Origin of the sequence: Mesoflavibacter profundi, assembly GCF_014764305.1 — a bacterium.
GTDB lineage: Bacteria > Bacteroidota > Bacteroidia > Flavobacteriales > Flavobacteriaceae > Mesoflavibacter > Mesoflavibacter profundi.
This window is the reverse complement of sequence record NZ_CP061703.1, coordinates 1051307-1063505: the sequence shown is the minus strand read 5'-3', so window position 1 is coordinate 1063505 and position 12199 is coordinate 1051307. Positions and strand designations below refer to the sequence as shown.

Genomic DNA, 12199 nt, shown 5'->3' with positions numbered 1-12199 from the left:
TTCATTTTTCTTAGTACAAGAATAAAGTGTAAATACTATGATTATGTATGATAAATATTTCAATTATAAACTATACTTATTAATTAATAAAACGGGTTAGCCAAAAGCTGGTTAACCCGTTTTAAATATAAACAAAAACTTAGTTTGTTAGTTAGTTATTTGTTGTTAGTATCCTGGATTTTGTGTTAAACTACCATCAGAAGCATCAATTTGTTCTTGAGGTATTGGGAATACAGTTCTAAAGTTATCAGAGTTTGTCTTTTCCCACCAAGAATCTCCCCATTTTCCAAAACGGATTAAATCTTGTCTTCTAGTAACTTCCATAAACATTTCACGACCTCTTTCAGCTAAGAATTCATCAGCATCAATAGTATTTAATACAGGTACTCCAGCACGTAATCTAATAGTGTTAACATCAGGTAACGCCATGTTCCAGTTACCTGCAACTCTTGCGTCTGCTTCAGCACGTATTAAGTATAAATCACCAAGTCTGATTATAGGGAAATCGTTATCCATATTATCCTGTTGTCCTTGACGGAAGCTAAATTTTCCTAATCTTGCACCACCTTTTCTAGATGCATTTGGCTCTAACTCGTTAATATCTGGAGTATAGTCTAATTCAAGTTGACCATCTGTTGCAGCATAATCTAATATAGCAGATCCACCAGCATCTAATTGAGGACCTACGATAAAGTTAGCTGTTTTACGAGCATCAGCATCATCATAAGAATTATAGAAATCCTCTAATGCAGAATAACCATTCCAAGGTTGATTTGCTAAATTCCAAGTAAATTGACTTGAATAGTGTAAAGACATTTGCGCAAAGTTCATATTTGGTCCTGCAACATTGTCATAAGGTATTGACCAAATTATTTCAGGATTGTTGAAATTGTTAGGAGCAAATACTGCTGCATATCCTTCTAACATATCAGGATCAGTATCTACACCAGGTCTTTTTCCTACATTTTCTACTGTACAACCAGTATCACAAAGCATATAACCTCCATTATCAATTACATAACTAGCAGCAATAGAAGCTTCAGAATATCTGTCTGTACCTGTGTAAACTTCAGCATTTAAATATAATTTAGCTAATAATCCTAACGCTGCAAACTGGTTTACTCTGTATGGATCTTGAGCTGTAGTCAATGGACTAGATGATAAGTCCATAGTTGCAGATACCGATGAAATACCTAAGGCATCTAACAATTCGCTCTCTACAAAATCAAATACTTCTGTTCTGGTAGATTGTGGAGCATCTACTCCAGGAGTAGTAATTAATTTTACTCTACCATACATATCTAATAATCTGTAATAGAAAAATGCTCTTAAAGTTTTTGCTTGAGCCATTTGATTTGCATCTAATCCGCCATCAGCTATTGAAGAGTTACAAGCAGCAATTGCTGTGTACTGTTGTCCCCAAGCTCCATTTATTGGTCCATTAGTAGATGTAAATGTATGTCTGTGCATATCTATCCAAATACCACCATCATACCAGTCTCCACCTTTTTGTGTTACTGCCATTTCATCTGTAGATACAGATTGAACAGACCAGTATCCACCATGGTTTGCAGAGCCTGATTCTCTTAATTGGTTAAATGCATTACTTAAAGCATCACTTGGTCCAGGTCCACCACCATCAAATGATTCTGGTAATGGAATTGTAAACTCCGAGTTTGGGTCTCCTACCAAATTTTCATCTAAATCTGTACAACTTCCTAATAATAGAAGAGAGCCACAGAATAAAATTGATTTATAAATATTTTTCATAGTGTTTTATTTTAAAAATTAACATTAACGCCAAAAGTTACTGTTCTTGACGCGAAGTAATTATATCTTCTATCTATACCAGGTGTTAAGGGATCTGGAGCTTGAGTTAAGAAACCTCCGTTATCTATAGATCCTCTATCTGTTAATGATGGTTCTGGATCTGCACCTGAATAATTTGTAATAGTGAATAAATTTTGAGCACTTAAAGATAATCTAACATCTTTTATATAATTGTTTTCTTTAATATCAAAAGTATATCCTACAGAAATGTTATCTAATTTTAAGAAATCTGCTTTTTCAACATATAATGAGCTGAATTTAGCATTAGTAATATTAGGATCTGCATATTCTGTATTAACTAAGTTGTATGATCCTTGAGAACCAACTCTTGGCTCATAAAATACTCTAAAGTTATTTACTAAACTATGTCCAAAAGCACCTCTAAAAAATGCATTTACATCCCAGTTTTTATATTGTAAAGAGTGTGACCAACCTAATTCAAAATCAGGAATACCTTTACCTAACTTAGTTAAATCTCCGTCTCCTACATTTCCAATTTCTTGGTTTACATCTATACTACCATCACCATTTACATCTACAAAGTTTTGGCTACCATTAGTAACAGTTCCATCCCATAGTGCACCATAAATTTGACCAATCTCTTCACCTTCTGCAACTAATATCACAGCTGTATCGTTTTGTCCTGGAGCACCTAAGTTACCTCTTAAAGTTCTAGCGCCATTAAATTTATCTAAAGTAGACTTGTAAGTTGAAAATACTATTCCAGAGTTATAAGTTAAATCGTCTTTTTTAATAATGTCATAATTAACAGCTAATTCTAAACCTTTTGTAGACAAATCTCCAACGTTTTCTACTCTTGTTCCAACACCGTATACAGCAATATCTGCTGGTACTTCTAATATGAAGTCAGATACTTTTCTAGTATATAAATCTAATGTAGAAGTAAATCTACCAGCGTTATATTCGATACCTAAGTTGGTTTCAGCTTTTTCTTCCCATTTTAAATCAGGATTTCCTGCTACAGTTAAACTTACTGCGCTTCCTAATAAACCGTATTGGTTTTGAGAACGACCATATGTAGATGGTAAAGATCCTGTAACACCATATCCTAAACGTACTTTAAATAAATCTGTACCGTCTAAATTTAAATACTTATTTAAATCTACACCTAAACCTAAAGCTGGAAATAATCCCCATCTATTGTTTTCTCCTAAAATAGTAGCACCTTCTTGACGTAATGAAGCGTTAAAGAATATAGCATCGTCCCAAGTAGCATTTAATCTACCAAAGAAAGCGATAATACGTTGGTCAGGAGATTTATTACTGTTTATATCTAAATCACTTGATAGTACTATTAATTCATTAGAAAATTCTAAAGCATTATCAAAGTCTAAACCTGCAGTGTCTTCATTAGCAAATCCACCAACACTAATAAAGTAATCACTAGTGTTTGATTGTTGCCAAGAATATCCTCCAGTTAATTTAACATTTAACTTGTCAGAGAAATCTTTATTCCAATCTCCATAGATCTCAAATAATTTAAATCTACTTTCACCAGTGTATTTTCTTGCACGACCTTTTCTGTCTGGACTTGCAGCATTACCTCTATATAAAGAAGTAGTTCTGTAATACTCTTGGTTTGTATAATTTGAAATTTGTTCTGAATATAATCCGTTAAGAGTAATATCGTCTGTAAGTAAATATTTTAAGTTTGCACTGTAAGTAAACTCTGTTCTTCTTCCAGTGTTTGAATTTTGGTTTATAATAGAAACAGGGTTAAAACTGTCAAATAAACCTAATGTTTCAAAATATCCACCGTATTGAGGTGAGTTAAAGTCGTATGGTGAATCATCTCCAAATACAGGAGCTGTTGGGTTGTATAATATAGCATAACGTAATGCATCATTAAAACTAAAATCACTATCACGCTTTGTGTAAGATGCATTAAAATCTACTTTTAATTTGTCATCTAAAAAAGCAGTTTTACCATTAAATCTTGTGTTAAATTGCTTAAATCCAGATCCATCTAATATACCTTGTGCATCTCTAAAGTTAGTAGATACTCTAAAATTAGTATCGTCATATCCTCCAGAAACTGCAAAGTTGTGTACGTTAGTAATGGCATTTCTTGTTACAAGATCTAACCAATCTGTTTTACTTCCTAAATTTACTCCACCAGCTTCAATAAACTCATCAGCACTCATAATATCTACTGTATTTGCAATAGTTGCAGAAGCTACAGATCCGTTATAACTAATTTGAGTAGCACCAGACTTACCTTTTTTAGTAGTTACAATAATAACACCACTAGAACCACGAGAACCATAGATTGCTGCAGCAGATCCATCTTTTAATACCGTCATACTTTCGATATCACTTGGGTCAATATTGTTTAATGATGCACCAATTACACCATCAATAACGATTAAAGGAGACGAGTTAGATCCTACTGTAGAGATACCTCTTAATCTAATTACAGCATCTTCGTTAGGATTTCCTCCTTTGTTGTAAATACTTAAACCTGCAACTTTACCTTGTAAAAGCTCTGAAGGACTATTAATAGTACCTTTGTTAAAAGACTCTTCATCTACTTTGGTTACAGCCGAAGTAATTTCTTTTTTTGTTGTACTACCATAACCAACTACAACAACTTCTGCTAACTGTGCAGCATCTTCTTGTAAGGTAATGTTAATACTTGTTTGACCATTTACGGCAACTTCTTGAGTTGTATACCCTAAATAGCTAAAGACTAATGTGGCATTACTTGATGATAAATCAAGAGAATAATTACCGTCAAAATCGGTTTGAGTTCCATTGGAAGTCCCTTTTTCAATGATGTTAACACCAGGTAAAGGTCCATTTGCCTCAGATACAGTACCCGTAACTGTCTGCGCCGAAACAAAACCTCCAAAAAGCAATAGGCATAGCAGCCAAACTTGTTTAAGTAATTTGTTTTTCATATTTGATTTAGTTAATTAGTTACTAATTCTTTTAATTAAGATAAACATTATTGTTAATTTAATGTTAATCAATTTACGAATTTTATTTTTTTTCGGCATTAAAAAAAGATATTCTCAAAAAAACACCTCTTTTTTTTAACGAAAACGTTATCGAAAAGTTTTCGGTGTTGTCATTTCAGTATTTATAAGGCTTTAAAAGTTTGATTTGCATAAATATTTAATGAAATTTATTGCGAATTAGTATTATTTTATTGATATATTGCTAATATGTTAAACTTTAAATTTTTCTTAAAATAAATGTCTAAACCTACATTAAGTAAAATTGCTGCTACATTAGGCTTATCGGTAGCAACAGTTTCTAAAGCTTTAAAAGATTATCCAGACATAAGTTTTGCAACTAAAAAGAAGGTGAAGGAATTGGCAGAAAAACTTAACTACACGCCAAATTCTTATGCACAAAGTTTAAGAAACCAAGAGTCTAAAATTATAGGCTTAATTATTCCAGAAATCGTACATCATTTTTTTGCTAATATTATTTTAGGTGTTGTAAAAGCTGCAGAAAAAGAAGGTTATTTAGTAATTACCTTACAATCTGATGAGAAATATGAGGTTGAAAAAAAACAAATAGAATTATTACTTAACAAAAATGTAGACGGAATTTTAATTTCTTTAGCAGATAATACCGTAGATCACAAACATGTTAAACATATAAAAGATAGTGGCGTACCAGTTGTTTTATATGATAAAATATCTAAACTAATTAATTGTCATAAAATAGTAATAGATGACGAAAAAGCTGCTTTTGATGCCACTAAACACCTTATTGAAAGTGGTTGTAAAAAAGTAGCTCATATAAGAGGACCATTAAAACCACAAACTACAATTGACAGATTTAAAGGGTATAAAAGAGCTCTTAAACATTTTAATATTGAGTTTGATAATAATTTAGTTTTTGAAACTAAAAACTTGTCTTTTAAAGATGGTAAAGAGATTGCAGAAGATATTTATAGAAATCACAAAGATATAGACGGTGTTTTTGCTATGACAGATTTATTAGCAACAGGCGCATTAGTTAGACTTCAAGAATTAGGGTTAAGCATACCTGAAGATATTTCGATTATAGGTTTTAGTAATTGGTTTTTAACAAAAATTACAACACCAAGATTGTCTACTGTAAATCAACCAGGTTATGAAATGGGAGAAGCAGCTTTTAAGATGCTTTTAGAAGAAATTGATGATCACAAAAATAACAGGAATGTTATCTACGAAACTGTCGAAATACCAACAAAAGTAATTATTAGAGACTCTACTTTAAAGCATTAAGTTATTTATTTCTTCTTGATTTAATTTAGGATTTGCGCCATTAGATCCTGCTACTAACGCACCAATTGCGCAGGCATAATCTATAGCTTTTTCATAATTACCAAAGCTTTGTATTTGATAAATTAGTGTAGCAAGAAATGAGTCGCCAGCACCAACCGTATCTTTTACCTTTACTTTATATCCTTTGCTTTCATAAAATTTACCATTTACTAATAATATAGCGCCTTTATCTCCTTTTGTTACACAAACATGAGAAGCATTAAATGTATTAGAAATGGCTTTCATATTATCTTCTATAGTTGAAAAGCCTGTATTTATTTCTTTTGAGATTAGTTCTAATTCTTCATCATTAAACTTAATAAAATCTGCAAAATCCATTAATTTAAAAAGTGTTTCAAATTCATAATAAGGCGCTCTTAAATTAACATCAAAAACCTTAAATTTTGCATGTTCTAACAAAGTAAATAATGTGTTTTTTGAAGTGGAATTACGACAGACCAAACTACCATATATAAATACATCACTAGTTTTTACTAAGTCAATATTACTTTGGTTAGTAGATATAAAATCCCATACAGACGGATTTTTAATATCGTAACTTGCAGATCCATTTTGATCAAGAGTCACCAAAACTTGTCCTGTTGGATAATTATTGTTTGTTTGTATATATTTTGAGGTTAAATCATTACTATCTAAGTAGGTTAATAATTGCTCGCCCAAATTATCATTACCAATTGCACTAATAATTGAAACATTTTTTGTGAAAGATTTTAATCTTAATGCAACATTTAATGGTGCGCCACCAATAATTTGGTGATCAGGAAATACATCCCAAAGGACTTCGCCAAAACAAGTAAAGGTTTTCATATTTATTTTGAGTTTATTTGGCTTATTTCTAATGTTTTTATAATTGAAGTAGACTTGTTTTTTGTATATAAATCTAAATTTTCAAAAGGTATTGAAGGGAAAAATATTTCTGTCATAACTGTAGTACCATTATTGTAAAATATTTCAACCGAAGTTTTATCAATCAAGATGTGAATATCAATTTCAGTCAATGTTTCATCTAACGTCGCTTTAGAAACACTATTTGCAAATTTATTAGAAAAGCTTAAATCACCAGATTTAGACCTGTCAATAAAAACGTTATTGTTTATGTTGTTTAATCCAAATTCTACCACTTCATTTTTAGAGTTAGATAATTTTAGGGTGTAAACATCTTCCTTTAAATCTGAAATTTTTAAATACACAGACGCTTTATTTAATAGGTCACTATTATTATTTATAATGTTTTTGTTACCTATTAATTTGACGTCTTTTGTAGTAGATATTTTATTTAGATATGTGTTTAATTCTTTAACAGGTTTAGACGTTAAAAAGTATTGGTTATTTATTAATTCTAGTTCTAAAGTTCTAGCTGTTGTCATAGCGCTTCGCCATTTTTTAGTAGGGACTTGTTGCGCGTATTCCCAATTAGACATCCAACCAATAAATAGTTTTCTTCCATCTTCTTTAGGTATATTTGACCAAGTTACACCAGCGTAATTATCTCTACCAAAATCTAACCATATTGCTTCTTTTTTTTCTAGTTGATTTTGAAAAATAGTATCTAATTTAAAAGTTTTTCCATCAAAATCTCCTACAAAATATTGTGTTCCAGATCCGCCATTTATATGACCAGGATTTATACTTTGAAGTAAAACCCATTTTTTTGTATCTGTACCGTTAATAGTAATAGGGAAAAAATCTGGGCATTCCCAAACACCATCATGATTACCTAAAAACTCACCAAAATCTGATAGTAAATCCCATTTTTTTAGGTCTTTAGAACTGTAAAAAAATGTTTTCTCGTAGGTTGCTAACGTCATTAACCATTGGTTGTGATCTTGGTCCCAATATATTTTTGGGTCTCTAAAATCTTTTATTCCCGGATTAGGTAATACAGGATTACCACTATATTTTGTCCAAGTTCTTCCTTTGTCTAAAGAATAAGCAATACCTTGAGTTTGGTAATCTATTTTGCCTTTTTTTTCTGCGATAGCATCGTGGTAAGTAAACATCGCGATTATTGGAGTTTTGCCATCTTTACCAAATCCGCTTGTATTATTAATATCTACAACTGCACTTCCAGAAAAAATATACCCTAAATCATCTGGGTAAAGCGCAATTGGTAACTCTTCCCAAGTAATTAAATCGTTGCTAATTGCGTGTCCCCAATGCATTGGTCCCCAAATGTTATCTTCAGGATAGTATTGAAAAAATAAATGATATTCGCCATCTAAATAAAACATTCCGTTAGGATCGTTCATCCAGTTATTTTGTGGTGTAAAATGAAAATTTGGTCTATATAATTGTTCTTCGTTAAAAGACATAACTTGGTATTCTTTAGTATTAGTTTGTTCTTTACAAGACATGATTATTAATGATAAAAAAAGAAGCGATTTAATTAGTTTCATCTTTGACAAGTTTTTTACTTAAATCTTCAAGAGAGATTCCTTTAGTTTCAGGCATTATAAACAATGCAAATGCAAGTTGTAATACCATCATAAAGGCAAAAAATGCAAATATTGGCCAAGGATTATCGTTAAAGATGCCTTCATTTTTATCTAAAAATACAGGTGTGATTAATGTTATTATTGCTGCGAAAACCCAATGTGTGCCACATCCAAAGGAGTTTCCCATAGCTCTTACTTTATTAGGGAAAATTTCTGAAATAAACACCCAAATTATTGCACCTTGACCAATTGCATGAGAAACCACAAATAAAATAATAAATGTAAGTAGGATTACAGCATCTGCACTAACTTTAAAAGCCCAAGCTACTACAGATAGACTAATTATATAACCTATAGATCCTATTATTAATAGTTGTTTTCGGCCAAATTTATCAATTAAGGACATGCCTAATATTGTAAAAATTAGATTGGCTACACCAACATAGACTGATGCTAAAAATGGGTTTTCTATGCCTGCTCTACCAAAAATTTCTGGTGCATAATATAGAAGAAAGTTTATGCCAGATAATTGATTAAAAAAGGCAACAAGAAACGCTAGTAATAAAGGAAAGTTATATTTTTTCTTAAAGACACTAGTTGTGTTTTTTTCCGTTGTGTTTATTTCTTTTTTTATTTCATCTAGTTTGGTTTCTGCTTCGTTATTATCGTGAGTTATTTTAAGGATTTTTAAAGCTTCTTCGTGATTATTAGCTGTTATTGTAAGCCAACGCGGACTTCGAGGTACGCCTAAAATCATAACACAATAAATTAAAGCAGGAATTGCTTCTACACCTAACATCCATCGCCAATCATTTGCTCCATCAAAACCTTGTAGCCATAAGTTTGAAAAATAGGCGATTAGTATTCCAAAGACAATATTAAACTGGTATAAAGCAACTAGTTTACCTCTGTTTTTAGCACTTGAAATTTCTGAAATATACATAGGTGCAACTACAGACGATGCTCCAACGCCAATTCCGCCTATAAACCTAAAAAATGAAAATGAGTATTTGTCTACTGCAAACGCAGATCCTAAAGCAGAAACTAGAAATAAAATTCCAATCCAGAATAATGTTTTCTTTCTACCAAATTTATCTGCAGGAATACCGCCAAGTAAAGCGCCAATTACTGTTCCCCATAACGCCATAGACATAATAAATGTCCCGTGAAATAAAGGAGAGGTATTCCAAAGTGCTTTGATTGGTTCGTTTGCTCCAGAGATTACAACTGTATCAAAGCCAAATAAAAATCCAGCAATAGCAACAGTTAACGACCAAAAGGTTGTTTTACTTTTCATAGTTAGTTTGTTTAGTTAAGGCTAAATTAATTGAATAGCTCTCAATTAAACAAACTACGTAGTTTAAACTTGGTTATTTAAACACGAAAACGTTTTAGTAAATTTTAGTGCAGAATTATAAATTTTCTTTAAAAACAGAAATAAAACACTGTTAATCAGTTCTTTTAGATTTAAGATTGCTAAGCATTTGATTTGTGATATTATCTAAATCAAAGTTGTGTTTCCAATTCCAGTCTTTTCTTGCATTAGAATCATTTATACTACTAGGCCAAGAGTTTGCTATATTTTGTCTAAAATCTGGTTTGTAAGTTATTTTAAATTCTGGTAGTTGTTTTCTTATAGAATTAGCAATTTGTTTTGGTGTAAAACTAATTCCAGATAGATTGTAAGAAGATCTTATTTTTACTTGTTCTGGATTTGCGGTCATTAATTTAATTGTAGCATCTATCGCATCATCCATATACATCATTGGTAGTTCTGTGTCTTCAGATAAAAAACACTCGTAACTGTTAGTTTTTAAAGCTTCATGGTAAATTTCTACAGCATAATCTGTAGTTCCTCCACCAGGTAAGGTTTTCCAACTAATTAATCCTGGATATCTTAAGCTTCTAACATCTACATCGTATTTTTCGTGGTAATATTCGCACCATCGTTCTCCAACTTGTTTAGTAATACCATAAACAGTAGTTGGCTCCATAACTGTACGTTGTGGCGTATCTTGTTTAGGTGTTGTAGGTCCAAATACAGCAATACTAGAAGGCCAAAAGATTTTTTTAACTGCTTTAGCTTTTGCTAAATTTAGAACATGAAATAAGGATTGCATATTTAAATCCCATGCTTTCATTGGGTATTTTTCTCCGGTTGCACTTAGTATTGCAGCCATAAGATAAATGGTATCTATATTATGTTTTTCACAGCATATTTTAAGTGAAGCATAATCCATAGCATCTATAATCTCAAAAGTACCAGAGTTAACTAATTCAAGATTATTGTAATTTATATCACTAGCAATAACATTTTGGTTGCCGTATATTTCTCTAAGTTTATAGGTTAACTCAGATCCAATTTGTCCACAAGCTCCTATAATTAATATTTTTTCACTCATTTAGTAATGAATTATGCAAATTTTTGTTCAAAAATAAGAACATTTTTAAAGATATTTCAATAAAAAAATGCTAAAAATTACAACAAAAGATTAGTTAATAATTAAGAATTACAATTAGTATCAGTTATATTTGTTTTGATAATAATTATTTGTTTATGAAAACTATTTGTATCTGTATAATTTGTTGCATTTTAAGTGTTAGTTGTAAAAAAAATAATAAGGAAGTAAATGAAGATATAACTACAGAAATATTAGATTCTACTTCAATTTCAAAAGAAGATTTAAAACAAATTAATTTTACAGATATTGGTTTAGATATTAAAACAGATAAAGTAATGGCATCTTGGCAGCCATATATTACTATAGCTGATGCTGTCGAGAGTTTAAAGCAAGCGGATTTTAGTTTTTTTACAGCGGATATAGAAGTGTTTAATTCTGCAATTAAAGATTTAGAAAACACAATTCCAGAACCAATAAAAACTCAATCTATACAAGCACGTGTATTAGCTTTAAAAACTCAATTATTAAAGTTAAAAGGACTTGTTGCACTTCAAGCAATATCCAAAAAAGAGAAGTTACTGGCAGTAAAAGAAGTTTTTGTCGCTTTTTCTAATTTAAATCTTCAAATAAATAAAAAAGTAGAAAAAGATAGTCAAAACATAGAAAGACCTTATTAGTTATGAAAACACAACACTATTTAACAATCTTATTTACTTTTTTTTTAATAATCGTTCATGGACAAGACACTTTAAAACATAAAATAAATAATATAATTGACGATTGGCATAACGCTGCATCTAAAGCCGATTTTAACGCTTACTTTAATCTAATGACAGAAGATGCTGTATTTATTGGTACAGATGCTTCCGAAAATTGGCAATTAGAAGAATTTAAAACATTTTGTAAACCTTATTTTGAAAAAGGAAAAGCATGGTCTTTTAAAGCTTTACAACGAAATGTGTATTTAAATAAATCTGAAAATTTAGCATGGTTTGACGAGCTGCTAGATACACAAATGGAAATTTGTAGAGGATCTGGAATAATGGAACTTACAAATGATGGATGGAAAGTAAAACATTATGTGTTATCTATAACCATTCCTAATCCAGATGTAAAACAAGTTGTAAGAATTAAACAAGAAGCAGATAGTATTTACAAAGAAAAGCTTTTAAATAAAACCGAATAAATACTCTAAAAAATCTCATTTGACGTTAAAAAAGCTCTGTTT

Annotated in this window: 9 protein-coding genes; 3 read left to right on the top strand and 6 right to left on the bottom strand. The window is 30.8% G+C overall.

The features are described from left to right. Positions 1 to 165: 165 nt before the first annotated feature. Both IFB02_RS04900 and IFB02_RS04895 read right to left on the bottom strand, forming a co-directional pair. A complete protein-coding gene (locus IFB02_RS04900; protein WP_106687950.1) occupies positions 166 to 1770 on the bottom strand; it encodes a RagB/SusD family nutrient uptake outer membrane protein in 1605 nt (534 codons plus the stop codon). Between the two features lie 11 nt (positions 1771 to 1781). Beyond that, positions 1782 to 4751 carry a SusC/RagA family TonB-linked outer membrane protein gene (locus IFB02_RS04895; RefSeq protein WP_191073086.1) on the bottom strand — a complete coding sequence of 990 codons (2970 nt, stop codon included), beginning with the start codon at positions 4749 to 4751 and terminating at the stop codon, positions 1782 to 1784. A 297-nt stretch (positions 4752 to 5048) separates the two neighbouring features. On the opposite strand from IFB02_RS04895, the gene IFB02_RS04890 reads away from it, so the two are divergent. After that, entirely contained in the window at positions 5049 to 6074 is a 1026-nt protein-coding gene (locus tag IFB02_RS04890; RefSeq protein ID WP_191073085.1) for a LacI family DNA-binding transcriptional regulator, read from the top strand. On the opposite strand, the gene IFB02_RS04885 is transcribed toward IFB02_RS04890, so the two are convergent. From IFB02_RS04885 to IFB02_RS04870, 4 genes are all read right to left on the bottom strand, one after another. After that, a complete protein-coding gene (locus IFB02_RS04885) occupies positions 6063 to 6941 on the bottom strand; it encodes a carbohydrate kinase family protein (protein ID WP_191073084.1) in 879 nt (292 codons plus the stop codon). The genes IFB02_RS04890 and IFB02_RS04885 overlap by 12 nt on opposite strands. A gap of 2 nt (positions 6942 to 6943) precedes the next feature. Next, positions 6944 to 8530, bottom strand: coding sequence for a glycoside hydrolase family 32 protein (locus IFB02_RS04880; RefSeq protein ID WP_106687946.1), 1587 nt, complete (start codon positions 8528 to 8530; stop codon positions 6944 to 6946). After that, on the bottom strand, positions 8517 to 9866 hold the full coding sequence (locus IFB02_RS04875) for a sugar porter family MFS transporter (protein ID WP_106687945.1): 1350 nt from the start codon (positions 9864 to 9866) through the stop codon (positions 8517 to 8519). The genes IFB02_RS04880 and IFB02_RS04875 overlap by 14 nt, the downstream gene beginning before the upstream one ends. 151 nt (positions 9867 to 10017) lie before the next feature. Next, entirely contained in the window at positions 10018 to 10971 is a 954-nt protein-coding gene (locus IFB02_RS04870) for an NAD-dependent epimerase/dehydratase family protein (protein ID WP_106687944.1), read from the bottom strand. 155 nt (positions 10972 to 11126) lie between these two features. Here IFB02_RS04870 and IFB02_RS04865 point away from each other — a divergent pair, with 155 nt between their 5' ends. Then, positions 11127 to 11648: a hypothetical protein gene (locus IFB02_RS04865; protein WP_106687943.1), complete on the top strand. Its 522-nt coding sequence runs from the start codon at positions 11127 to 11129 to the stop codon at positions 11646 to 11648. A 2-nt stretch (positions 11649 to 11650) separates the two neighbouring features. Further along, positions 11651 to 12157, top strand: a complete 507-nt coding sequence (locus IFB02_RS04860; RefSeq protein ID WP_106687942.1) for a nuclear transport factor 2 family protein — start codon at positions 11651 to 11653, stop codon at positions 12155 to 12157. Positions 12158 to 12199 lie beyond the last annotated feature (42 nt).

Bases quoted from the DNA above. Each gene is read 5' to 3' on its own strand.
- IFB02_RS04885 (WP_191073084.1), bottom strand. From the start codon at position 6,941: ATGAAAACCTTTACTTGTTTTGGCGAAGTCCTTTGGGATGTATTTCCT.
- IFB02_RS04880 (WP_106687946.1), bottom strand. From the start codon at position 8,530: ATGAAACTAATTAAATCGCTTCTTTTTTTATCATTAATAATCATGTCT.
- IFB02_RS04875 (WP_106687945.1), bottom strand. From the start codon at position 9,866: ATGAAAAGTAAAACAACCTTTTGGTCGTTAACTGTTGCTATTGCTGGA.
- IFB02_RS04870 (WP_106687944.1), bottom strand. From the start codon at position 10,971: ATGAGTGAAAAAATATTAATTATAGGAGCTTGTGGACAAATTGGATCT.
- IFB02_RS04895 (WP_191073086.1), bottom strand. From the start codon at position 4,751: ATGAAAAACAAATTACTTAAACAAGTTTGGCTGCTATGCCTATTGCTT.
- IFB02_RS04900 (WP_106687950.1), bottom strand. From the start codon at position 1,770: ATGAAAAATATTTATAAATCAATTTTATTCTGTGGCTCTCTTCTATTA.
- IFB02_RS04860 (WP_106687942.1), top strand. From the start codon at position 11,651: ATGAAAACACAACACTATTTAACAATCTTATTTACTTTTTTTTTAATA.
- IFB02_RS04890 (WP_191073085.1), top strand. From the start codon at position 5,049: ATGTCTAAACCTACATTAAGTAAAATTGCTGCTACATTAGGCTTATCG.
- IFB02_RS04865 (WP_106687943.1), top strand. From the start codon at position 11,127: ATGAAAACTATTTGTATCTGTATAATTTGTTGCATTTTAAGTGTTAGT.